The following is a 23160-nucleotide window of genomic DNA, read 5'->3' as shown; positions in this document are numbered from 1 at the left end:
ACGGACAAACCTGTACAGGGCCCACTTGCCTCGACCCAAGCTGAACCGCGGCTGTCAGGCAAAAGCCCGAAACACTCTGCCGCTAGCCAGTGACACTTCACCTGTGCAACATGGCGCGCGTGCCATCCACAAATGGGAATTCCCTTTATGAAACGTTTTCTTAGCATCGCCATGGCGTTGTGCATCGGCCTGACGATGAGCCTCGACGCCAACGCCAAGCGCTTCGGTGGCGGCAAAAGCGCTGGCGCCGCGCCGACCCACCAGACCAGCCAGATGGCTCCGTCCTCTTCCGGCATGGGTTCCACTGGCGCGACCGCCGGCGCTGCCGGTGCCGCGGGCGCTGCCACCAAGGCCAGCGGCGCCTCGCGCTGGCTCGGCCCATTGGCCGGTATCGCCGCAGGCGGCCTGCTGGCCTCCATGTTCATGGGCGACGGCTTCCAGGGCATGCAGATCTTCGACATCCTGATCATGGCGGTCATCGCCTTCCTGGTCTTCCGCTTTATTGCCGCCCGTCGTCGCAAGCAGCAGGAGCAGTACGCTCCAGCCGGCCACGCACCGATGCAGCGTGAAGCCTTCGAGCCAAAACCTGCCTCCGGTTCGATCTTCGGTGGTTCGGCTGCACCTGCCGCCGCGGCCCGTCCGGTAATCAACGCGCCAGCCTGGTTCAACGAAGAGCGTTTCGTCGAAGCCGCGCGCAACCACTTCCAGTCCCTGCAGCAACACTGGGACGCCAACGAAATGGACAAGATCGCCGAGTTCGTGACCCCGCAGATGCTGCAATTCCTGAAGCAGGAACGTGCCGATCTGGGCGACGGCTTCCAGTCGACCTACATCGACAACCTCAATGTGCAGCTTGAAGGCGTCGACGACCGCGCCGACAAGACCATCGCGACCCTGACCTTCACCGGCGTGTCGAAAACCTCGCGTTTCGACCAGGGTGAAGTGTTCAGCGAAAGCTGGAACATGGAGCGCGCCCAGGGCGAAAATCAGCCTTGGCTGGTTGCAGGTATCCGCCAGAACGGCTGATTCTCTCCAGTGTCACATCGGTAATCGCAAAACCCCGGCTCAGGTCGGGGTTTTGCATTTCACGATTGCACTTATAGCGAGCTACTGTATAAACCGCCGTCTATTAAACCGCGCCATAGAGCTAAGAGGACCCAGGCCGTGGAAGAAGTCATCGAGCAACTCCGTGAAGCAAACGAACCGGTACCCGTTCCTCTGGAACTGCCGGATGAAGACCTGCTGGTGGAAATCGAAGAACAGCTGTTCATCAATATCCCCTTCGTCTTCAAAGAGTTCCTGTTGACCGTGAGCGATGTCGTCTACGGCAGCCTGGAGCCGGTCACCGTGACCGACCCGCAATCCCACACCTACCTGCCGGAAGTGGCCGCTACCGCCTGGGACATGGGCGTGCCGCGCGAGCTGATCCCGATCTGCCAGGACGGTGACAACTACTACTGCGTCGAGGAAGACGGCACCGTGGTGCTGTGGTCCGGCGAAGAAGAGTTGATCACCGAAGAATCCTGGGAATCGGTGTGGCACTGGGCGCGGGACGTCTGGCTGGAAAGCTGATCGGCCTTGCGCGGTTTCGCCCCGCGGGCGCAGGCGCATGGATCGACTGCCACCCGTTGCATGACGTTCACAAGCGGTCGCGCCACCCGGTCGATCGCCGCATTGACACTACTCGCCAGCAGCCTGCTGGCGGGTTGTCAGTCGCCCATGGCTCAGTTGCAAAGCCTGAGCACGCAGTACAGCCATCAGGTCGAAGTCCTGCCCACTTCACCCTTCCCGCTCGCCAGCAGCCTGCCCCTGCGCTTACCCAAACAACCCCGCCTGCGCGTCTACCTTGAAGGCGACGGCCATGCCTGGGCGACAGCCCGCCAACCCAGCCTCGACCCCAGCCCGCAGCACCTGCTGATGGCGCAACTGGCGCTGAGCGATCCGCGTCCCAGCGTCTATCTGGCCCGCCCCTGCCAATTCGTCAGCGCGGCCGACTGTACGGCGGCGATCTGGACCGACCAGCGCTTTTCCCCGGCGGTACTGCGCAGCCTCGACCAGGCCCTCGACCGCCTCAAGCAGCGTTATGGCAATCAGGATTTCGAGCTGATCGGCTATTCCGGTGGCGCGGCACTGGCCCTGTTGCTGGCCGCGTAGCGAGACGATATTGCCCAGGTGCAAACCCTGGCCGGCAATCTGAGCCCCCGGTTATGGATCGGTGCGCTGGGGCTGAGCCCGCTGCACGGCTCCCTCGAGCCGCTGGACCAGGCACCCAAGCTGGCCCTGGTGGCGCAACGGCATTTGCTCGGCCAGGCCGACCGCAGCGTACCTGCCAGCCTCTACCCCGCCTATCGGCAGGCACTGGGGACGCAAGCCTTCTGCGTACAATCCGTCAGCCTGTCCGGGGTCACCCACGACCAGGGCTGGGTCGAAGCCTGGCGACACTGGCGCGACCAACCGCTGAGTTGTGCATCACCGGGCAATTAGTGCCCATTGTCTTCCTTGTGGTTATCCAGGGTATCCAGCAAGGCCACCTGCATGCGGGTGTGCACGCGGATGAACCAGCGCCACAGCAGCGCGGCCACCGCCGCCGTCACCACCGCGATCAGCACCAGCAGCTCGGTGGTCGGCAGGATGCTCGAAGACAGCGCCGCCAGCAGCAGGAAGATCACCAGCAGCGACAGCACCGGAATCACCTCGGCGATCACCCGGCGCACGCGCTGGGTGTGACGCCCGGCCATTTCCGGCTTCACCCCCATCTCCGCCAGCAGCATCGACAGGGCCTTGAGCTTGCGATAGGCGGCGATCAGGAACGGCAGCGACAGCAGCAGCGCCCCACCCCAGATCAGCGCCTTCTGCCAGCTCGGATCACTGATCCAGTCCTGCAGGTATTCGCCGATGCGCGCGGCGAAATAACCGCCGGAGAAGAAGATCGCCACCACCAGCGCCAAATTGACCCCGACCTGCAACAGGATCCGCCGGATCATCGACGCCAGCAGCGCCCCCTCGCCATGGGGCTGGATACTGCGCAGCCATTCGCCGTACATGCCCAGCACCCGGCTCAGGCGGGTCGGCATCACGGCGGCGAGCTTCAGCGACAGCGGGTCGGCGGCGCGGATCAGGTAAGGCGTGAGCAAGGTGGTAATGGCCGACACGGCGACCGCCACCGGGTAGAGAAAGTCGCTGGTGACCTGCAGGGTCATGCCCAGCGCCGCGATGATGAAGGAGAACTCGCCGATCTGTGACAGGCCCATGCCGACCCGCAGCGAGGTGCGGCCATCGTTGCCGGCAATAAAGGCGCCCAGGCCGCAGGACAGCATCTTGCCCAGCACCACGGCGACGGTGATCACCGCGATCGGCCAGGCGTACTGCAGGAGGATCTGCGGGTCGATCATCAGGCCGATGGCGACGAAGAAGATGGCGCTGAACATGTCGCGAACCGGCTCGATCAGGCGCTCGATCTTCAGCAATTGCCGCGACTCGGCCATGATCGCGCCAATCAGGAAGGCGCCGAGCACCATGCTGTACTCCAGCTTGACCACCAGCAGGCAGAAGCCGAAGCACAGCCCCAGCACGGTGATCAGCAGCATCTCGTTGCTTTCGAACCTGGCGACGTAGGCCAGCAATCGCGGGACCAGCAGGATACCGATGACCAGGGCGACGATCATGAACAGCGAGAGCTTGCCGACGGTGGAGAACACTTCCCCGGAACTGACAGTGCCGCTGACCGCGATGCTCGAGAGCAAGGCGATGATGCCGATGCCGAGGATGTCTTCGACGATCAGCACGCCGAAGATCAGCTGGGCGAAGCGCTGGTTCTTCATCTTCAGGTCGTTGAGCGCCTTGACGATGATGGTGGTCGAGGAAATCGCCAGGATCGCGCCGAGGAACAGCGAGTCCATGGTGTTCCAGCCGAACCAGCGGCCGATCTCGTAGCCGATCCAGATCATCAGCACAATTTCCATGAACGCCGCGATAAAGGCCGTGGCGCCGACCTTGAACAGCTTGCGCAGGCTGAACTCCAGGCCCAGGCAGAACATCAGGAAAATCACCCCCAGCTCGGCCAGGGTCTTGATCGTGTCTTCGTCGTGGATCAGGCCGAACGGCGGGGTGTGCGGGCCGATGATGAAGCCGGCGACGATATAGCCGAGGACCACCGGCTGCTTGAGCCGGTGGAAGAGAATGGTCACCACGCCTGCGACCAGCATGATCACTGCCAGGTCCTGAATAAAGCTGATGGCATGCATGGCGTGGGGCTCCTTGGGGTCCGTGTTCTTGCGGGCGGCGCGGGGGCGTTGCGCAGCCGGCCGGCCAGCGGGAAAAGCCCTTGGGACGGGCTTTTGAAGGTTAACATCGCGACTTGTGCCAGAAAGGCGGTGCAATATATGGAAACAGATAGATCGCCGCGTGACGGCGATCGCGGGCGCAGCGTCCCGTTATCGATGGTTTGAAACGCTGACCAAGCACCCGCAGAGGTGCGCCCCGCAACCCCTGCCTTAACCCGTGAGTGTGCTATGGAACCCGGAAACGCCCAGCTGTCGATGACGGTATTGATGACCCCTGACATGGCCAACTTCTCAGGCAATGTCCACGGCGGCACCCTGCTCAAGTACCTCGATGAAGTCGCCTACGCCTGCGCCAGCCGTTATGCCGGCCGTTATGTGGTGACCCTGTCAGTGGACCAGGTGATCTTCCGCGAGCCGATCCACGTCGGCGAACTGGTGACCTTCCTGGCCTCGGTCAACTACACCGGCAACACCTCGATGGAGGTCGGTATCAAGGTGGTCACCGAGAACATCCGCGAGCGCTCGGTGCGCCATACCAACAGTTGCTTCTTCACCATGGTGGCCGTGGACGACCAGCGCAAACCCGCCGCCGTGCCGCCACTGCAACCGCAAACCAGCGAAGACAAGCGCCGCTTCATGCAGGCCCAGCAACGCCGGCAGATCCGCCAGGAGCTGGAAAAGCGCTATCAGGAAATCAAGGCCGACGCCTGATCGTCCGAGACAGGCTCGCTTCTGTCGAGCGAGCCTGTTGGCGATAAGCCCCCCAGGCAACCGTTACAGCTCGATCGGCACCGCCTCGAACCGCACCCGTGGATGGGTGATCCGGTCCTGGGCCCGTATCAGTTGCAGTTCGTAACTGGCGCAGGCCTGGGTTTCCAGCAGCACTTCATGCACCGCCGCGGCGGTGAACTCGAACGCCGCCACCAGGCTGTCGCCCAGCAGCACCCGGGCCAGGAACAGGCCCGAAGTCAGGTCGCCCACACCCACCGGCTGACGCGGGAATGCCAGCAGCGGACGACGCAGGTGCCAGCTGCCTTCGGCGGTCACCAGCAACATCTCGAAGCCGTCCGGCAGCTTGCCCGGGTAATCCAGATGCTTGACCAGCACCGCTTTCGGGCCACGCGCCAACAGCGCCCGTGCCATGGCCAGGCAGTCGAACAGCGACTGCGGCTTGCGCCCGGCGAAGCTGTCCAGTTCCAGCTGGTTAGGGCAGAGGAAATCCGCCACGGCCGCCGCCTCTTCCAGCAGGAAGTCGCTGACCTCCTGGGGCACGCTGCAACCCTTTTCCGGGTGGCCCATCACCGGGTCGCACAGGTACAGGGCCTTGGGGTTGGTCGCCTTGATCCGCGCCACGCCGCCAAGGATCGCCCGCCCCTGCGCCGCGCTGCCCAGGTAGCCGGACAGCACCGCGTCGCAGTTGCCCAGTTCGCCGATGGCGGCAATGCCTTCCACCAGCTCCGGGATCTGGTGCGGCGACAGCACCTCGCCGGCCCACTGGCCGTATTGCGTGTGGTTGGAGAACTGCACCGTATTGAGCGGCCAGACATTCACCCCGACCCGCTGCATGGGAAACACCGCGGCGCTGTTGCCGGCATGGCCGAAGACCACATGGGACTGGATCGCAAGCAGATGAGGCGTACGTTTCATTCGGGTCATTCCGTAAAACGATTGAAATTCGAGCCGCGCAGTATGCGACTAAACGCAACCTGTACGACAGACCGAAGACGCAGTTAAGCTGGTGCGACTTCGTTGGAGCGCACCTCATGCTGACCCTTGGAAACATTTTCGTGCTGATGCTGCTGGCGACCGGCGCCGCCTGGCTATGGCACAACCACGGCCTGCGCGAGCGGGCGCTGGAGAGGGTCAAGCAGCATTGCGCGCGACTCGATATCGAGCTGCTGGACGGCAACGTGGCGTTGAAGCGCATCGGTTTCGTCAGGGACGCCAGTGGTCGCCGGCGCCTGGCCCGGATCTACACTTTCGAATTCACCGTCACCGGCGAAACCCGCCATGCGGGGACCATCACCCAGTTCGGCGCCCACAGCGCGCAGATCGAGCTGGCGCCCTACCCGATTGCAACGCCCGCGCCGCCACCCGTGCCGACACACAGCGCCGAAGTGATCGAACTGAGCCAATGGCGCGAAGGGCGCAGCAAGTAGCACCGGAGCGCCTGGATCACCTGTAGGAGCGAAGCTTGCTCGCGATAGCCGCGAAGCGGCGATTTTTCCTGGCAAAACGCGTCATCGTTGACAATTTTTTCGCTCCTACAGAAGCATCGGACCGCGTTGGGCTATTGGCAGCACTTGGCCAACGACTGTTGCAGGGCGGCCACGTCCTGCGGCTCGCTGAAGATCAGCTCGATACGTGAATCGCGGCGCCATTCGCTGGCTTGCCAGTGCGGCGCGGCGTTATCCAGGGCGTTGCCCGAGACCCAGCCATCGGCACCATGGACCACCAGCTTGGCCCGACGCCAATCAAGGCTCGCCAGCCATTGCTCGAGGCACCGAACATCGAACACCCGGCTCGGGTGCCAGCGCCAACCAATGCTCCAGCCGCCCTCCTGGGCCTGGCTCAGGCAGATGGGCTGGGCCGGATCAGTCCAGATCGCCGGCAGCTGTGCCAATCCCTTGGGTACTTCGAAGGCCTCGATGGCAGCCCCCGCGCGAGCCTCCACGCCAGGCAAACGCTCCAGCGCCAAGGTCCCGCGGGTAGTCCAGAGCAGCGGACAGGCCGGCAACTGCTCGAGAATGCCCTGACGCTGCGCCGCGTCGAGCCCTTCGTCCTTGTTCAGCAGCAACAGGCCGGCGCTGGACAGTGCTTCCTGTTGGGCCTGCGGCAGCGGCTTGCCGGCCGCCAGCGCCTGGGCATCGAGGACCAGCACGCAAGGTTGCACAGCCAGGACCTTTTGCCAGGGCGCCTCGCGCAATTGCTGGAGCAGCTGCGCCGGGTGCCCCAGGCCGGAAGGCTCGATAAACAGACGGTCGGGCCGGGCCTTGCGCAGCAGGCGCCCCAGGCCCACCTGGAACGGCGCGCCGTTGACACAGCACAGGCAGCCGCCGGCCACCTCGCCCAGGGCGATACCGTCCTCGTCCCGGGCCAGCAGCGCCGCGTCCAGGCCGATCTGGCCGAACTCGTTGATCAGCACCGCCCAGCGCTCATTGGCCGGACGCTGCGCCAACAGGTGCTGGATCAGGCTGGTCTTGCCCGCGCCGAGGGGGCCGGCGATGACGTGGGTGGGGATGTTGTGCAGCATGGGGGAACGCTCGGAAAGGAGGTGATTGATCCTACGCGCTAAGCCGCGGCAGCGAAATTCCCGTAGCCGCTGCCGCAGGCTGCGATAAGACGCGCAGCGCCTTCCGAGGGCCTCAAGAGCACGTCTCCTGCGGAGCCGATCGCAGCCTGCGGCAGCGGCTACAGGGTCAGCCGAGCCAGTCCAGGGTGAGGATCAGCCGGCGCTCGCCGGGGGCCGGTTGCGGCGAGCGGTGGATCAGGCCGAAGCCCTCGTTGCCCAGCCATTTCTCGCCCTTGAACAGGGCCACCTCGCCGCTGGCCATCTGCTGGATCAGCGCGGCATCCGTAGGTTCGGCCTCGGCCTGGCCCAGTTGCCGACGGTCCATCGCGCCCTCGCGCAACCATTGGCTGCCGGCGCCGGCATAAGTGGTGATCAGCCGCACCGGCACATGGTCGACATGAAAGCGCGGGCACATGGCCTTATCCAGCACCCGCAGGCGCAGGCCGACGCGCTTGGCGCCCAGCAGGCAGGCAAAGGCGCTGACCAGCCAGGCGACATCGGCGATAAAGCCATCGTAGCCCTGCAGATCGCTGAAGCCAGAAGCCAGGCCGCGCAGGTTCGGCTCGGCGTCCTCGGTGTCGAATTCCAGCGACAGCGACTCGGCCAGCGGCTCGTTCAGCGACAGCAGCAAGGCGCCGAAATCGGCGATATGCGCCGGCAACTGGCGCTGCCACAGGGCCAGGTTGACCTCGTCGTCCAGCGCCTCGGCCAGGACGATAGGGGCCGGGCCGCAAGCCTCGCGGCGTATCGGCTTGTGCAGGGTTGGCCGCAGGAGCGGCTTCGCAAGCAGGTTCGCTCCCACAGGGGACAGTGGTTGGTAGAGCATCAGGCGGCGGCCTCTTCATGCCAGGGGCCGAACGGGTCGCGCATCAGGCGCCAGCCCTCCGCGCCCAAGGCCATTTCGTCGTCCGTCAGCAGGCAATCGTCGAGCTCGGCGGTGAGCCGGGCGAAGTCGATGTTCTGGCCGATGAACACCAGTTCCTGGCGGCAGTCGCCGGTGGCGGCGGTCCAGTTCTGCATGATCGCCGCGGTGCTTTCCGCATCCTGCGGCCAGTGCTGCTTCGGCACGAAACGCCACCAGCGTCCGGCGAAACCATGACGCATCAGCCCCCCCGCCTGGGACCAGCTGCCGGCCTCCTGGTGCTTGCTGGCGAGCCAGAAAAAGCCCTTGGAACGCAGCAGTTTGCCGTTGCTCCAGGGGCGGTTGATGAAATCGAAAAAGCGCTGTGGATGGAAAGGTCGCCGCGCCCGATAGGCGCTGGAGGCAATACCGTATTCTTCGGTTTCTGGCACGTGCTCGCCGCGCAGCTCCTGCAACCAGCCCGGCGCCTGGGCAGCGCGCTCGAAGTCGAAACGACCGGTGTTGAGGATCTTCGCCAGCGGCACTTCGCCCATCACCATGGGGATGATTTCCGCCTGGGAATTGAGGCGTTCGAGGATGGCGATCAGTTCCTGGCGCTCGTCGCTGCCGATCAGGTCGATCTTGCTGATCAGGATCACGTCGGCGAACTCGATCTGCTCGATCAACAGATCGGTGATCGAACGCTCATCTTCCTCGCCCAGGGTTTCGCCGCGGGACGCCAGGCTTTCCGCGGCCTGGTAATCGAGCAGGAAGTTCATGCCGTCGACCACGGTGACCATGGTGTCCAGGCGCGCGATATCGGCCAGGCTCTGCCCCGCTTCGTCGCGAAAAGTGAAAGTCTCGGCCACCGGCAGCGGCTCGGAGATGCCGGTGGATTCGATCAGCAGGTAATCGAAACGCCCGTCCCTGGCCAGTTTGCCGACCTCTTCCAGCAGGTCTTCGCGCAGGGTGCAGCAGATGCAGCCGTTGCTCATTTCGACCAGTTTTTCTTCGGCGCGGTTAAGGCTGACATCGCGCTGCACTTCGCTGCCGTCGATGTTGATTTCGCTCATGTCGTTGACAATCACCGCCACCCGCAGGTTGTCGCGGTTGCGCAGAACGTAGTTGAGCAGCGTGCTTTTGCCGGCGCCGAGAAAGCCGGACAGCACGGTAACGGGAAGACGGTCGGTCATCAGGTGATCCTCATCGGGGGCTGGGTGGCTGGGTCAGATCGCCCGTTGATGGCGTTCGCGCAGCTCTTGGCGTTCTTTGGCTTCGATACACAGGGTGGCGGTGGGCCGCAGCAGCAGGCGCCTGAGGCCAATGGCCTCGCCGGTTTCGCGGCACCAGCCGTACTCGCCACGGGCCAGGCGTTCGAGGGCTTCGTCGATCTTGTCCAGCAGCTTCTTTTCCCGCTCCAGCAGGCGCAGTTGCCACTGACGCTGCTCTTCAGCGCTGCCGATATCGGCGGGGTCGCTGTGGGGTTCCTGCTCGCGCAACATCTCGAACTCGCCGTCGATGCGCTCTTGCAGCTCGACGCGCTGGGCCAGCAGCAGTTCACGGAAATAGGCCTGCTGGACGTCGTTCATGTAGTCCGCCTCGGGCTGGGCGAGAAGTTGCGCTTCGGTCATCGGGCGTTCAGTCATGGTGGGTCACGGATCAGGCTTTATTTAATGTTATATTATAACAATACAAATAAGCCAACCCTCTCTTGCCGCCCGCGACGAAGGGCGGGATGCTTGAGCGTCCCCAGCCGAGAAACCCCATGCGCCACGCCTTGAAATACACGCTGCTGAGCCTGTCCCTGCTGGCCGCGGATACCGCCATCGCGCAAGTCCCCAGCGCCCTGGCCACCTGCACCCGCAGCGCCAACCTGCTGGCCTGCGTGGATGCCGAAGGCAACGCCTACAGCGTCGCGGCCGCGGGCAGTACTACTTATCTGCGGGGTTTCGAGGTCGCCGGCAAACGTTATTGGGCGCAGACCAACAGCCGTTACGGCCAACTGACCTTCTTTACCGGCCTGGCCTCCGACGGCGAGGCCTGGGTCGGCTACAGCCAGCGCGTCGGCTGGACCACCCGCAACCGTTTTTCCAGCTCCGGCGGCAGCAGCGGCAAGTTCACTTGCAGCCGGATCACTGGCTGCTAAGCAGAGTATTTTGTAGGAGCGAGGCTTACCCGCGATGGACGCTTACGCGGTATAGCTGATACACCGCAGCGTCTTCATCGCACGCAAGCTGTGCTCCTACAGAAGAAGGCTGGGCCGCGTCAGGCCTGGGCTTTTTTCTGTTCCTGCAACCAGGCCATGTAGCTGTTCACCGGCGGGTTCTTCTGGAAGTAGCTCTGCAAGCCCGCGAATAGCCCATCGGCAATCGCCTGCTGGTGCCGCGCGGTGACCAGGCGCTGGCTGTCGCGGCTGTTGGAGATGAAGCCGGTCTCCACCAGGATCGAGGGCACGTCGGGGGACTTGAGCACCGCGAAACCGGCCTGTTCCACGCGCTTCTGATGCAGGGTGGTGATGCCCGCTAGGCTGCCCAATACGGTGCCGCCCAACTGCAGGCTGGCGGCAATGGTCGCGTTCATCGACATGTCGAGAATCACCCCGGCGAGCATCGGGTCCTTGTCTTTCAGGTTGAGCAGGCTGGTGGCGCCCAGCAGGTCGGCGCCGTTTTCCCGCTGCGCCATGAAGCGTGCGGTGGCTGACGTCGCACCACCTTCCGACAGCGCGTAAACCGAAGCCCCGGACGCCGTCAGGCGTGGCGCCGCATCGGCATGCACCGAGATAAACATGTCGGCCTTGTGCTTGCGGGCGATCTCCACCCGCTTGCGCAGCGGCACGAAGAAATCGTCGTTGCGCACCAGCTTCACATCGAAGCCCTTCTCACGCTTCAACCGCTTGGCCAGCAGCTGGGCGATCGCCAGCACCACATCCTTCTCCCGTTCGCCACGGGCGCCGACCGCCCCCGGGTCCTTGCCGCCGTGACCCGGGTCGACCACCACGATGATGTCGCGCTTGGGATGCGCCCGGTCCACCGGTGTTTCACGCGGCAAAGCAGGAGCGGCGATCGCCGCGATCTGCTGCGGGGCACGGCTGGCATTGCTCAGGTCGAGCACCAGGCGGTGGCCCTGGCCGTCCTGGGGCGGCAGCAAAAAGCTATCGAGCCGCAGCGGTTCGGCGAGGTCGAGGACGATCCGCGTATCGCCCTGGCCAAAGTGCCCGGAACGGATCGAGCGAATCGGCGTGTTGGCCAGGGCCAGTTGGCTGAAATCGCCACTGAGCTGCGCGCCGCGAAGGTCGATGATCAGCCGCTCCGGCGCGCTGAGAGTGAAGGTCTTGTACTGCACCGGCCCACTCAGATCGAGCACCAGGCGCAGCTTGTCGGCCGAGTTCCATAACCGCAGGTTGCGAATCTGGGTGGCGGATACCCCCAAAGGCAGAACCAAGGCCGCGCTGGCCAACAGCAGGTTGAGCAACTGACGTCTGTGCATGACTTACACCGCAGATTGAGGAGCATCCGTACTCGAAAGGCTTGGTGAAAAAACGTTCAGGAAAAAGGTTTCTTCGATCGCATTGTTATAATATAACATGGCGAATTGTTTCCAACGATGGACCTGCTCATGAATGCGCTGACTCTGCCGGATATCGCCGCGCAGGCCGCACGCCAGGCCCTGCCCCTTGAGTGGGTGGGCATGTGTGGCATTGCCTTACCTGTGTTGTTTGATGGCCAGCGGATTGGCGCAACAGCGGATGCCGGCGTCAGCCTCGACGACGGCGAAGCTCGCGGCATTCACATGTCGCGCCTGTATCTGGCGCTGGAAATGCTCGAACAGGAAAACCTCACCCCGGCCCTGATGCGCCAGGTACTGCAACGTTTTCTCGACAGCCACGACGGTCTGTCCAGCAGTGCCTACCTGCGAATTCATGCCGATCTGCTACTGAAACGCCCGGCCTTGATCAGCCCGTTGGCCGGCTGGAAAACCTATCCGGTGAGCATCGAAGCGCACCTGAAAAACGCAATGTTCCACGTGGAACTAAAAATCGAGGTGCCTTATTCCTCGACGTGCCCTTGTTCAGCCGCGCTTTCCAGGCAGCTGATCCAGCAGCAATTCATCGATGATTTCGCCAACCGGGCGCTGCACCATGAAGACATCCTGACCTGGCTCGGCTCCTCGAAAGGCATAGTCGCCACGCCCCACAGCCAGCGCAGCACCGCGCAATTGCAGTTGCGCCTGGATGACTTTCTCGATGAGTTGCCGTTGATGGCGGCGATCAACGACGCCGAAGCCGCCCTCGGCACCGCCGTGCAAACCGCGGTGAAACGCGCCGATGAACAAGCCTTCGCCCTGGCCAACGGGCAAAACCTGATGTTCTGCGAAGACGCCGCGCGCCGCCTGAACCTCGCCTTGCAACGTTCGCCAGGCATCTGCGCCTTCCAGGTGCGCGTGGTGCACGCCGAAAGCCTGCACGCCCATGACGCCGTGGCCGAGAGCCGCTGGAACTGGGAGCTCGCATGATCAGCCTGCAATCGCTGCGTTGGGGCGCGCCCGGCCAGCCGCTGACACCAGCACTCGATCTTGAGCTGGAGCCCGGCAGCCTGACCGCCATCATCGGCGCCAACGGCTCGGGTAAAAGCAGCTTGCTGAAAGTTATCGCCGGCCTGCAAAAGCCCTTGGCCGGGAATATCAAGTTGCAGGTCCCGCGCCGTGGCGGCCTGTCCTTTCTGCCACAGCAGCAGTACCTCGACCGGCAGTTCCCCATCACCCTGCAGGAACTGGTGGCCGCCGGTTTCTGGGGCGATCGGCAAAGCGCGCAACAGCGTGCCGAACGCTTGCAACAGGTGCTCGAAGACTGGTGCCTGAGCGGCCTGGAACAACGCCCGCTGATGGCCTTGTCCGGCGGCGAATTGCAACGCGCCCTACTCGCCCGCCTGAGCCTCGCCGATGCCCCGCTGTTGCTGCTGGACGAACCCCACGCCGCCCTGGACGAACTGGGCCAGGCCCTGTTGTGGAAACACATCCACAGCTGGCATCAGCAAGGTCGCACGCAAATCGTGGTCTGCCATGACCTCGCCGCCGTGCGCCAGCACATCCCCCAGACCCTGCTGATCAAAGCCAGCGGTTGCCTGTTCGGCAGCAGCGAGGAACTGATCGTCCAGCCCATTCAGATGCAGGTGGCCTGATGCTCGCCGCCGCCCAGCTTTGGCAGCCCTTTCACGAGTTCGTGTTCATGCGCCGGGCATTGCTCGGCGGCCTGGCGCTGGCATGCAGCACCGCACCGTTGGGAGTGTTCCTGATCCTGCGGCGCATGAGCCTGATCGGCGACGCCGTGGCCCACGGCATCCTCCCCGGCGCGGCGCTGGGCTTCTGGTTCGCCGGGTTGAGCCTGCCGGCACTGACGCTCGGCGGTCTTGGCGCCGGACTCGGCATGGCCGGCCTCGCTGCCTGGATTACCCGGCGCACCGGCTTGCGCGAGGACGCCAGCCTGGCCGCGATCTACCCGATTTCCCTGGCCAGCGGTGTGCTGATTCTCGGCCTCGCCGGCAAACGCCTGGACCTGCTGCACCTGCTGTTCGGCTCGGCCCTGGCGGTGGACGGGCCGACCCTGGAGGGCATGCTCTGGGTCTCCGGGTTCAGCCTGCTGGCCATGGCGCTGATCTACAAAGCGTTGCTGCTGGACACCCTCGACCCGCTGTTCCTCAACAGCGTCAGCCGCCTCGGCCCCCTCGCCCACGGCCTGTTCCTGACCCTGGTGGTGCTGAACCTGGTGATCGGTTTCCAGGCCATCGGCGCCTTGATGGTGGTCGGCCTGATGATGCTGCCGGCCGCCGCCTCGCGCTTCTGGAGTCGCCGCCTGCCGGTGCTGATCGGCATCGCCGCGGTGCTCGGTTGCCTCTCGGTGTGGCTCGGCCTGTTGCTGTCGTTCCACTACTCGCTGCCCAGCGGCCCGGCCATCGTCCTGGTGGCGGGCGGCCTGTACCTGCTGTCCGTGGTGTTCGGTCCGGTGCACGGTCTGCTGCGCCGCCCGCCTTTGCTCACATCCCCATGAGGTGTTCCCCGATGCGTGCCCTACTCGTGCTCTTCAGTCTGTTGCTGCCGTTGTTGCTGTCGCCCGCCCAGGCTGCGGACAAACTCGCCGTGGTCACCAGCTTCAGCATCCTCGCCGACATCACCCGACAGGTCGGCGGCGAGCACATCCAGATCACCGACATGGTCGGCCCGGACGCCGACGCCCACACCTACGAACCGACACCGGACGATGCCAAGGCCCTGCTCAAGGCCCGGCTGATCATCAAGAACGGCCTGGGTTTCGAGCCCTGGCTGGATCGCCTGGTGGCCAGCACCGGCACCCGGGCCACGGTGATCACCGCCAGTCGAGGGGTGATCCCGCGCTCGCTGGATGAGGACGGCGAGACCGTGCCCGACCCGCATGCCTGGCACAACCTGGCGAACGCCGAACTCTACGTGGGCAACATCACCAAGGCGCTGGTCGCCGCCGACCCGGCGAACAAAGCTGATTACGAACGCAACAGCCAGGCCTACCTGAAACGGATCTACGCGCTGCTGGCCGAAGCCAAGGCCAAGTTCGGCGCGCTGCCGCCGGGCAATCGCAAGATCGTCACCTCCCACGACGCCTTCGGTTACCTGGGGCAGGCCTATGGCATCGACTTCATGGCCCCGCAAGGCCTGTCCACCGAGCGCGAACCCTCGGCCGCCGAAGTCGCGGCGCTGATCACCCAGATCCGCAACGCCAGGGTCAAGGCGGTGTTCATGGAGAACATCAAGGACGCGCGCCTGCTCAAGCAGATCGCCGACGAAAGCGGCGCCCACATCGGCGGCACCCTGTACTCCGACGCCCTCGCCGCCAAGGGGCCAGCCAGCACTTTCACCGGGTTGTTCGAATACAACCTGAACACCCTGTACGACGCCCTGAGCCAGCCATGAACAAGCGCCCTCCACTGTCGATGCTCGATCTGGAAAGTGCGCCCCTGGGCAGCGTTTGGCCGCTCACCGGAGTGCTCGATGCGCTGCCGTGGAACGCCGACGGCCTGATCGCCGCCATCGCCCAACAGCACGACAGCGGCGAGGTGCTGATGCTGGCCTGGATGAACCGCAAGGCGCTGGCCGAGACCCTGGCCAGCGGGCAGGTCTGCTACTGGTCGCGCTCGCGCCGGCAACTGTGGCGCAAGGGCGAAAGCTCGGGGCATCGCCAGCGTCTGCTCGAAGCGCGCCTGGACTGCGACGGCGACGCCGTCCTGCTGCTGGTGGACCAGCAAGGCCCGGCCTGCCACACCGGGCGCCCCAACTGTTTCTACAACGCCATTCGCGACGGCGCGGTGCAGGTCATCAGCGCGCCGCTACAGGAAACCCCAGCATGATTCGCAAGAACCCCTCCGGCGATCTGCCGGTCATCGCCGAGTCGGCCTATGTCGACAAGACCGCCATCATCTGCGGCAAGGTGGTGATCGGCGAGAACGTATTCGTCGGCCCCTACGCGGTGATCCGCGCCGACGAAGTCAACGAGCAAGGCGCCATGGACCCGATCGTCATCGGCGCCAATTCGAACATCCAGGACGGCGTGGTGATCCATTCCAAATCCGGCGCGGCGGTGACCATCGGCGAGTTCACCTCCATCGCCCACCGCTCCATCGTCCATGGCCCGTGCACGGTCGGCGACCGGGTCTTCATCGGCTTCAACAGCGTGCTGTTCAACTGCGCGGTCGGCAACGGCAGCGTGGTGCGACACAACTCGGTGGTCGATGGCCGCGACCTACCGCAAGGCTTCTACGTGCCCTCCACCACCCGCATCGGGCCCAATACCGACCTCTCGCAGTTCCCGCCGGTCAGCGTCAGCGCCTCGGAGTTTTCCGAAGATGTGGCGCGCACCAACGTCGATCTGGTGCGCGGTTACAAAGCCCTGCAGAACGAGTTCTGAACATGCACAGCGTGCTGATTCGCAACGCCCGGCTGGTCAATGAAGGACGCGAGTTCGACGCCGACCTGCTGGTGGACCATGGGCGCATCGTCAAGATCGCCAGCAGCATCGAAGGCGAGAATGCCCGCACCGAGATCGATGCCCAGGGCCAGTGGCTGCTGCCGGGCATGATCGACGACCAGGTGCATTTCCGCGATCCCGGCGCGCCGGAGAAAGGCAGCTTCCACAGCGAGTCGCGGGCGGCCGTGGCGGGGGGCATCACCAGTTTCATGGACATGCCCAACACCCAGCCCGCAACCCTGACCCTGGCCGCGCTGGAGGACAAGAAACGCCGGGCGGCGATCCACTCGGTGGCCAACTATGGCTTTCACTTCGGCGTCAGCCGCGACAACCTCGACACCATCGCCGCCCTCGATCCGTGCCTGGTGGCCGGGGTCAAAGTGTTCATGGGCGCCTCCACCGGCAACATGCTGGTGGACGATCCGCAGGTCCTGGAGCGGTTGTTCGCCGAGGTGCCGACCATTCTCCTGGCGCACTGCGAACACACGCCCAGCATCCAGGCCAACGAGCGGCGCATGCAGGCGCGTTTCGGCGAAGCGATTCCCGCCGTGGCCCACTCCCTGATCCGCGATGCCGAAGCCTGCTATCGCTCCTCGTCGCTGGCCGTGGATCTGGCCAGGCGTCACGGCACTCGCCTGCATGTCTTGCACCTGACCACTGCCCGCGAACTGGAACTGTTCGAAGACCAGCCCCTGGCGCAAAAGCGCATCACCGCCGAAGTCTGCCTGCACCACCTGCTGTTCGACGATCGTGATTACGCGCGCCTCAAGCACCTGATCAAATGCAACCCGGCGATCAAGACCCGCGCCGACCGCGACGCCCTGCGCCAGGCCTTGCTCGGCAACCGCCTGGATGTGATCGGCAGCGATCACGCGCCGCACACCTGGGTACAGAAACAGCTGCCCTACCGCCAGGCGCCTGCCGGGCTGCCGCTGGTGCAACACGCCCTGCCTGCCCTGCTGGAACTGGTGGCCGACGGCGTGCTGCCCATCACCACCCTGGTGGAGAAAACCAGCCACCGGGTCGCCGACCTGTTCGCCATTCCCGATCGCGGCTACCTGCGCGAAGGCTACTGGGCCGACCTGGTATTGATCAGGCCCGAGCCCGAGGGCCTCGCCGTGGCCCGGCAACCGATCCTCGCCCAGTGCGGCTGGACGCCCTTCGCCGAACGGCATTTCCGGCACAGCGTCGACACCACCCTGGTATCGGGGCAACTGGCCTGGCACGCCGGGCGCCTGTACGACAACTGCCAGGGCCTGCCGCTGCGTTTTACCCGCTGATCCCTTCCCTGAACCCCTCCCCTGGAACACCAAGGAACACCCGATGATTCACATCACCCTGCCCGACGGCTCACAACGTGAGTACGACCAGCCGCTTTCCGTGTACGAGGTGGCCGCGAGCATCGGCCTCGGCCTGGCCAGGGCGGCCGTCGCCGGCCGGGTGAACGATCGACTGGTGGATTGCTCCTTTATGCTCGAGGGTGATGCCCGGGTCAGCATCGTCACCGCCCGCGAGCCCGAGGGCCTGGAGATCCTGCGTCACTCCTGCGCGCATCTGCTGGCCATGGCGGTGAAGGAATTGTACCCCTCGGCCCAGGTCACTATCGGCCCGGTGATCGAGGACGGCTTCTTTTACGACTTCGCCTACGAACGGCCCTTTACCCCCGACGACCTGCAGCGCATCGAAGCGCGCATGACCCGCCTGGCCGCGACCAACCATGCGGTGCGCCGGCGCGAGCTGAGCCGTGACGACGCCCTGGAATACTTCGCCAGCCTGGGCGAGCACTACAAGGCCGAGCTGATCCACGACATCCCACAGGACCAGGTGCTGTCGCTGTACCGCCAGGGCGATTTCGAAGACCTGTGCCGAGGCCCCCACGTGCCATTCACTGGCATCCTCCAGGCGTTCAAGCTGACCAAGGTCGCCGGCGCCTACTGGCGCGGCGACGCCAGGAACGCCCCGCTGCAACGGATCTACGGCACCTGCTGGGCCACCCAGAAAGATCTCAAGGATTACCTGACCCGCCTGGAAGAAGCCGGCAAACGCGACCACCGCAAGCTCGGGCAACAACTGGACCTGTTCCACTTCGACGACTGCGCGCCGGGCTCGGTGTTCTGGCATGCCAAGGGCTGGACCCTGTTCCAGCAACTGATCGGCTACATGCGCCGGCGCCAGGACCAGGCCGGCTATCAGGAAGTGAACACCCCGGACGTGATGGATCGCAGCCTCTGGGAAACCTCCGGGCACTGGCAGAACTACCGCGACCATATGTTCAGCACCACCACCGAAGACCAGCGGGTGTTCGCCCTCAAGCCGATGAACTGCCCCGGCGCGGTGTCGATCTTCAGCCGCGGCCTGAAAAGCTACCGCGACCTGCCGCTGCGCATCGCCGAGTTCGGCAAGGTGCATCGCTACGAACCCTCCGGCGCGTTGCACGGGTTGCTGCGGGTGCGCCACTTCACCCAGGACGACGCGCACATCTTCTGCACCCCGGCGCAGATGCAGGCGGAATGCGCGAGCACCATCGCCCTGGTCTTCGACATCTATCGCGACTTCGGCTTCCACGACGTCGCGGTCAAGCTCTCCACCCGGCCGGCCCATCGCATCGGCAGCGACGCGCTGTGGGACCAGCTGGAAGGCGCCTTGTCCGGCGCCCTGGAAACGATGGCGATCGACTACCGGATCAACCCCGGCGAAGGCGCGTTCTACGGCCCGAAACTGGAGTTCGTGCTGCGCGACGCCATCGGCCGCGACTGGCAATGCGGCACCCTGCAGGTCGATCTCAACCTGCCGGAACGTTTCGATATCAGCTACATCGACGAGCACGGCGAACGCCAGCGCCCGGTGATGCTGCATCGCGCGCTGTTCGGTTCCCTGGAGCGTTTTATCGGCATCCTCATCGAGCATTACAGCGGCGCCCTGCCCTGCTGGTTGGCGCCGCGGCAGGCGGTGGTGATCAACATCAGCGAAGGCCAGGCGGACTATGCCCGGTCGGTGGCCGACAGCCTGTCGCGCCAGGGCCTGCGAGCCAGCGCCGACCTGCGCAACGAGAAGATCAGCTACAAAATCCGCGAGCACAGCCTGCAAAAGGTGCCGTACCTGCTGGTGGTGGGCGACAAGGAAAAGGACGGGGGATTTGTCAGCTTGCGCAGCCGCAATGGCGAGGACCTGGGGCGGTGGGCGGTGAGCGAGGTGATGGAGCGCTTGCGGTCGCAGTTGTAGCGACGGACGCCATCGCGAGCAAGCTCGCGCCTACAGGTTTAATGCGATCCCCTGTAGGAGCGAGCTTGCTCGCGATGCTCTTAGGCTCTTGGCTTGACCGTCCCGCAATCCTGCCCCAGCCACACCGCGCGGGTGTCCATGCTGCCCTTCTGCTGGAAGCCGGTGGCATTGAAGGTGCCAATGACGTTGGTGGTGAACTCACGATCGCTGAGGAATTTCGCCACGCCCGAGCCCTGGGCTTTCGGGCAGCTGAAGCGGAACTTCCACTGGTTGGAGGTGCGGTCGGTGACCTCCTGGCGGCAACCCGATTGCGGGTCCTGTAGCGGGATGGTGTCGGACTTCACCTGCTCCGGCGTCAGGCACACGCGGATGCCCTTGCCGCCCATGGTCACGCCCTGCTTCTCCAACTGCGCCCGTTGCTCGGGCGTCAGCTGTTGTTGCAACTGACCGAGAATCAACGACAGGTCCGGCAGGCTCTGGTCATCGACTTTCATGTTGCTGGTGGTCAGTTCCCACAGGCCCGGTTGCAGCATCTGGGCCTGCGCGGCCAGCGGAAGCGAGACAACGGCGGCCATGGCCAAACCCAGTAGACGAAGCTTCATCGAATGACTCCTAGACAGTAGTGGCCGTTAGACGCCAGAAATGCAGCGGCGTTGCATGGCGAATTAATTAGCGACAATCATGCTCGAACATGGTCTGTTAGGGTCTGCAACGAAGAGTTGGCGAGCAAGGCCGCGCCTGTTTGCACGTAGCGCCGAAGGCGCCCGGCGCGCCGCTTTTCATACGGACCCCAGCATTGAATCTTCAGGAGCAAGGCTGTCCCCATGGATTATTTTGGCCCACATATTTTTGGCTATCTGATTGCCACCCTGCACTTTCTCGGCCTGATCGCCGCCATCCACGCCGTGCTGACCGTCAGGACCGCCCAAGGCTCCATCGCCTGGGCCCTGTCGCTATTGTTCATGCCGTACCTGACCCTTATCCCTTATCTGGTGTTCGGCCGCAGCACCTTCGATGCCTATATCAAGGCCCGGCGCCAGGCCAACCTGGAGATGCGCAAGGCGATCAACGAGCTGAACTGGCGCCCCTGGATCGAGGAGGCCCTGAGCGCCCGCGCCTCCGCCGCCTACACCTCACTGCGGGCCATGCCCAAGCTGGGCCGCATGCCCTGCCTGGCCAGCAACCATGTACAACTGCTGGTCAACGGCGATGCCACCTTCGCCGCAATTTTCGCGGCCATCGAACGCGCCCGCACAGCAGTGCTGATCCAGTTCTTCATCATCCACGACGACGATCTTGGCCGACGCCTGCAAAACCTGCTGCTGAAAAAGGTCAGCGAAGGCGTGGCGATCCACCTGCTCTACGACCGCATCGGCAGCCATTCCCTGCCCCACTCCTATGTGCAGCCACTGCGCGATGCCGGCATCCAGGTGCATGCCTTCGCCACCCGCAGCGGCTGGCTCAACCGCTTCCAGGTCAACTTCCGCAACCACCGCAAGATTGTGGTGGTGGATGGCCTGCTGGGGTTTGTCGGCGGGCATAACGTGGGCGACGAATACCTGGGAAAAAAACCGCCTCTGGCGCCCTGGCGCGATACCCATGTTTCGGTCAGCGGTCCGGTGGTGGCCTGCCTGCAGGAATCCTTCGCCGAAGACTGGTTCTGGGCCTCGCGGCAATTGCCGCCGCTGATCCTGCCGGACACCTACCCCGACGACGGCGTGCTGTGCCAGGTGCTGGCCAGCGGCCCGGCGGACCCTTATGAAACCTGCTCGCTGTTCTTCGTCGAAGCCATCCACGCGGCGACCGAACGGGTGTGGATCACCAGCCCCTATTTCGTTCCCGACGAAGCCGTGTTCGCCGCCTTGCGCCTGGCCGCCCTGCGCGGGGTGGATGTGCGGATCCTGCTGCCGTCGCGCGCGGACCACCGGATCGTCTACGCGGCGTCCAGCCTGTACGCCTTCGAAGCCGTACGCGCCGGGGTGCGGGTGTTCCGTTACCAGCCGGGTTTCCTGCACCAGAAAGTGGTGCTGATCGACAGCGAAATCAGCGCGATCGGCAGCGCCAACCTGGACAACCGCTCGTTCCGCCTGAATTTCGAGGTGATGTTGCTGACCGTGGACGAAGCCTTCGCCAGGGAGGTGGAACAGATGCTCAACCTCGACTTCGAGCGTTCCCGCGAAATCGCCAAAGAAGAAAGCCGGGAAACCCACCGCCTGCAACAGCTTGGCATGCGGGTGGCCCGGCTTATTTCACCGATTCTTTAGCGTCGGTGTTTCACGAGTAATACAGGTCGTCGCGAGTCCAGGGCAGCTCATGACTGCCATCAGCGTGAGCCTTGACCGCGAGAATCTGGTGCAGGTTGATCCAGCCACGGGCGAAGGCATAGGCACAGCCGGCCAGGTACAAGCGCCAGATGCGCAAGGCCTGTTCCGGCACCAGCCGGGAGGCGGCTTCCAGGTTGTCTTCCAGGCGCTCGCTCCAGTGGTCCAGGGTACGGGCGTAATGCAGGCGCAGGCTTTCCACGTCGACGATCTCCAGCCCCGCTTCGCTGATCTCGGCCGAAATCATCGCCAGGTGCGGCAGCTCGCCGTTGGGGAACACATACTTCTCGATGAAGTCGCCGGCTCCACGGCCCACGGGACGTCCATCGGTATGCTTGGCGGTGATCCCGTGGTTCATCACCAGGCCGCCTTCGCGCACCGCGCCGAACAGTGTCTTGCAGTACTGCGCCAGGTTGGCGTGGCCCACGTGCTCGAACATGCCGACGCTCACCACCTTGTCGAAGCGGCCGTCCTGGGGCAGGTCGCGGTAGTCCAGCAGTTGCAGTTCCACCAGGTCCTGCAAGCCTTCGGCGGCCACCCGCTCCCTGGCCAGCGCCAGCTGTTCCTTGCTCAGGGTGATACCGAAGACCTTGGCCCCGAATTCTCGCGCCGCATACCGCGCCAGCCCGCCCCAGCCGCAACCGACATCCAGCAGGTATTCGCCGGGCTGCAAGCGCAACTTGCGGCACAGGTGGCGAAACTTGGCCTGTTGGGCCTGTTCCAGGCTTTCACTGCCGGTCTCGAAATAGGCGCAGGAATAGGCCATGTCGCTGTCGAGCCACAGCTGGTAGAAGTCGTTGGAAAGGTCGTAGTGGTAGGAGATGGCGGCCGCATCGGTGGCCTTGTCGTGCAGGGAACGTACCGGCAGCACTTCTTCCTCGCCGTCCAGCAGTGCCTGGCTCAGTTCATCGCAAACCCGGATGACTTCGCTGATAGAGCCTTCCAGCTCAAGTTTGCCCTCGACGAACGCCGCCCCCAGCGCGTCGAGAGTGGGATGGGCGAGCTGGGTGACCAGTTGCGGGTCCTTGACCACAATAGTAACGCTGGGCGCCGGCCCCAGGTTGAACTCATGGCCATCCCAGAGTCGCAGGCGTAGCGGTAGTTGCAGATTCTGTAAGGCCGGTGGAAGTTGCGCGAGCATGGATAATCCCCCTTGTTTCAGACGTCTGAGTGAGGTTAGACCATACTGAAAAATTAGCAGGCTATCGATC

General features: G+C 64.4%; 23 protein-coding genes and 1 pseudogene. 15 read left to right on the top strand and 9 right to left on the bottom strand.

Going from position 1 to position 23160, the window contains the following annotated elements; all coding sequences use genetic code 11:
* Nucleotides 1–147: 147 nt before the first annotated feature.
* The 3 genes and pseudogenes from BMY68_RS15225 (at nucleotide 148) to BMY68_RS29905 (ending at nucleotide 2484) form a co-directional block, all read left to right on the top strand.
* Nucleotides 148–1026, top strand: coding sequence for a Tim44 domain-containing protein (locus BMY68_RS15225; protein ID WP_085532722.1), 879 nt, complete (start codon nucleotides 148–150; stop codon nucleotides 1024–1026).
* Between the two features lie 138 nt (nucleotides 1027–1164).
* Nucleotides 1165–1572 (top strand): SMI1/KNR4 family protein, encoded by a 408-nt coding sequence (locus tag BMY68_RS15220; protein WP_009041398.1) that lies wholly within the window; start codon nucleotides 1165–1167, stop codon nucleotides 1570–1572.
* A gap of 60 nt (nucleotides 1573–1632) precedes the next feature.
* A pseudogene (locus BMY68_RS29905) lies at nucleotides 1633–2484 on the top strand (alpha/beta hydrolase).
* Here BMY68_RS29905 and BMY68_RS15210 read toward each other — a convergent pair.
* Nucleotides 2481–4244, bottom strand: coding sequence for a cation:proton antiporter (locus BMY68_RS15210; protein WP_009041400.1), 1764 nt, complete (start codon nucleotides 4242–4244; stop codon nucleotides 2481–2483). The pseudogene BMY68_RS29905 and the gene BMY68_RS15210 overlap by 4 nt on opposite strands.
* A gap of 267 nt (nucleotides 4245–4511) precedes the next feature.
* On the opposite strand from BMY68_RS15210, the gene BMY68_RS15205 reads away from it, so the two are divergent.
* Nucleotides 4512–4994: an acyl-CoA thioesterase gene (locus BMY68_RS15205; RefSeq protein ID WP_007927601.1), complete on the top strand. Its 483-nt coding sequence runs from the start codon at nucleotides 4512–4514 to the stop codon at nucleotides 4992–4994.
* A gap of 63 nt (nucleotides 4995–5057) precedes the next feature.
* Here BMY68_RS15205 and pdxY read toward each other — a convergent pair whose 3' ends face one another.
* Complete coding sequence (pdxY, locus tag BMY68_RS15200) at nucleotides 5058–5930, bottom strand: pyridoxal kinase PdxY (RefSeq protein WP_007927602.1); 873 nt, start codon at nucleotides 5928–5930, stop codon at nucleotides 5058–5060.
* Nucleotides 5931–6046: 116 nt separating this feature from the next.
* On the opposite strand from pdxY, the gene BMY68_RS15195 reads away from it, so the two are divergent.
* A complete protein-coding gene (locus BMY68_RS15195; RefSeq protein WP_007927603.1) occupies nucleotides 6047–6442 on the top strand; it encodes a DUF3301 domain-containing protein in 396 nt (131 codons plus the stop codon).
* Between the two features lie 131 nt (nucleotides 6443–6573).
* Here BMY68_RS15195 and BMY68_RS15190 read toward each other — a convergent pair whose 3' ends face one another.
* From BMY68_RS15190 to dksA, 4 genes are all read right to left on the bottom strand, one after another.
* Complete coding sequence (locus BMY68_RS15190; RefSeq protein WP_085532721.1) at nucleotides 6574–7536, bottom strand: CobW family GTP-binding protein; 963 nt, start codon at nucleotides 7534–7536, stop codon at nucleotides 6574–6576.
* 166 nt (nucleotides 7537–7702) lie between these two features.
* Nucleotides 7703–8401 (bottom strand): DUF1826 domain-containing protein, encoded by a 699-nt coding sequence (locus BMY68_RS15185; RefSeq protein ID WP_085532719.1) that lies wholly within the window; start codon nucleotides 8399–8401, stop codon nucleotides 7703–7705.
* Nucleotides 8401–9609 (bottom strand): zinc metallochaperone GTPase ZigA, encoded by a 1209-nt coding sequence (gene zigA, locus BMY68_RS15180; protein ID WP_009041404.1) that lies wholly within the window; start codon nucleotides 9607–9609, stop codon nucleotides 8401–8403. Before zigA ends, BMY68_RS15185 begins: the two co-directional genes overlap by 1 nt.
* 33 nt (nucleotides 9610–9642) lie before the next feature.
* Nucleotides 9643–10047, bottom strand: coding sequence for an RNA polymerase-binding protein DksA (gene dksA / locus BMY68_RS15175; RefSeq protein ID WP_009041405.1), 405 nt, complete (start codon nucleotides 10045–10047; stop codon nucleotides 9643–9645).
* 134 nt (nucleotides 10048–10181) lie between these two features.
* Here dksA and BMY68_RS15170 point away from each other — a divergent pair, with 134 nt between their 5' ends.
* Nucleotides 10182–10562: a glutamine synthetase gene (locus BMY68_RS15170; protein ID WP_085532717.1), complete on the top strand. Its 381-nt coding sequence runs from the start codon at nucleotides 10182–10184 to the stop codon at nucleotides 10560–10562.
* 119 nt (nucleotides 10563–10681) lie between these two features.
* Here BMY68_RS15170 and BMY68_RS15165 read toward each other — a convergent pair whose 3' ends face one another.
* Nucleotides 10682–11902: an N-acetylmuramoyl-L-alanine amidase gene (locus BMY68_RS15165; protein ID WP_085532715.1), complete on the bottom strand. Its 1221-nt coding sequence runs from the start codon at nucleotides 11900–11902 to the stop codon at nucleotides 10682–10684.
* A gap of 129 nt (nucleotides 11903–12031) precedes the next feature.
* Here BMY68_RS15165 and folE2 point away from each other — a divergent pair, with 129 nt between their 5' ends.
* Genes folE2 through thrS form a run of 8 tightly spaced genes read left to right on the top strand, consistent with a single transcriptional unit; the run spans nucleotide 12032 to nucleotide 19628 of the window.
* On the top strand, nucleotides 12032–12928 hold the full coding sequence (gene folE2 / locus BMY68_RS15160; protein ID WP_085533176.1) for a GTP cyclohydrolase FolE2: 897 nt from the start codon (nucleotides 12032–12034) through the stop codon (nucleotides 12926–12928).
* Nucleotides 12925–13593 (top strand): metal ABC transporter ATP-binding protein, encoded by a 669-nt coding sequence (locus BMY68_RS15155; RefSeq protein ID WP_085532713.1) that lies wholly within the window; start codon nucleotides 12925–12927, stop codon nucleotides 13591–13593. Before folE2 ends, BMY68_RS15155 begins: the two co-directional genes overlap by 4 nt.
* Nucleotides 13593–14459 (top strand): metal ABC transporter permease, encoded by an 867-nt coding sequence (locus BMY68_RS15150; RefSeq protein ID WP_085532710.1) that lies wholly within the window; start codon nucleotides 13593–13595, stop codon nucleotides 14457–14459. The genes BMY68_RS15155 and BMY68_RS15150 overlap by 1 nt, the downstream gene beginning before the upstream one ends.
* An 11-nt stretch (nucleotides 14460–14470) precedes the next feature.
* On the top strand, nucleotides 14471–15355 hold the full coding sequence (locus BMY68_RS15145) for a metal ABC transporter substrate-binding protein (protein WP_085532708.1): 885 nt from the start codon (nucleotides 14471–14473) through the stop codon (nucleotides 15353–15355).
* Nucleotides 15352–15789: a phosphoribosyl-AMP cyclohydrolase gene (gene hisI, locus BMY68_RS15140; protein ID WP_009041411.1), complete on the top strand. Its 438-nt coding sequence runs from the start codon at nucleotides 15352–15354 to the stop codon at nucleotides 15787–15789. Before BMY68_RS15145 ends, hisI begins: the two co-directional genes overlap by 4 nt.
* Nucleotides 15786–16346, top strand: a complete 561-nt coding sequence (locus BMY68_RS15135) for a gamma carbonic anhydrase family protein (protein WP_053263163.1) — start codon at nucleotides 15786–15788, stop codon at nucleotides 16344–16346. Before hisI ends, BMY68_RS15135 begins: the two co-directional genes overlap by 4 nt.
* A 2-nt stretch (nucleotides 16347–16348) precedes the next feature.
* Nucleotides 16349–17686 carry a dihydroorotase gene (locus BMY68_RS15130; protein ID WP_085532707.1) on the top strand — a complete coding sequence of 446 codons (1338 nt, stop codon included), beginning with the start codon at nucleotides 16349–16351 and terminating at the stop codon, nucleotides 17684–17686.
* Nucleotides 17687–17729: 43 nt separating this feature from the next.
* Nucleotides 17730–19628 carry a threonine--tRNA ligase gene (thrS, locus tag BMY68_RS15125; RefSeq protein ID WP_085532705.1) on the top strand — a complete coding sequence of 633 codons (1899 nt, stop codon included), beginning with the start codon at nucleotides 17730–17732 and terminating at the stop codon, nucleotides 19626–19628.
* Nucleotides 19629–19708: 80 nt separating this feature from the next.
* Here the strand turns inward: thrS and BMY68_RS15120 are convergent, their stop codons facing one another.
* Complete coding sequence (locus tag BMY68_RS15120) at nucleotides 19709–20230, bottom strand: DUF3617 domain-containing protein (RefSeq protein WP_007927620.1); 522 nt, start codon at nucleotides 20228–20230, stop codon at nucleotides 19709–19711.
* A 222-nt stretch (nucleotides 20231–20452) separates the two neighbouring features.
* Here BMY68_RS15120 and cls point away from each other — a divergent pair, with 222 nt between their 5' ends.
* Nucleotides 20453–21892 (top strand): cardiolipin synthase, encoded by a 1440-nt coding sequence (gene cls, locus BMY68_RS15115; protein ID WP_085532703.1) that lies wholly within the window; start codon nucleotides 20453–20455, stop codon nucleotides 21890–21892.
* A 10-nt stretch (nucleotides 21893–21902) separates the two neighbouring features.
* Here cls and cfaB read toward each other — a convergent pair whose 3' ends face one another.
* Nucleotides 21903–23090 carry a C17 cyclopropane fatty acid synthase CfaB gene (cfaB, locus tag BMY68_RS15110; RefSeq protein WP_009041416.1) on the bottom strand — a complete coding sequence of 396 codons (1188 nt, stop codon included), beginning with the start codon at nucleotides 23088–23090 and terminating at the stop codon, nucleotides 21903–21905.
* Between the last annotated feature and the right edge of the window lie 70 nt (nucleotides 23091–23160).

This window comes from Pseudomonas sp. NFACC41-3 (assembly GCF_900109505.1).
Taxonomy (GTDB): Bacteria; Pseudomonadota; Gammaproteobacteria; order Pseudomonadales; family Pseudomonadaceae; genus Aquipseudomonas; species Aquipseudomonas chlororaphis.
The sequence above is the reverse complement of the archived record's forward strand: the minus strand, read 5'-3'. Positions and strand labels throughout refer to the sequence as shown.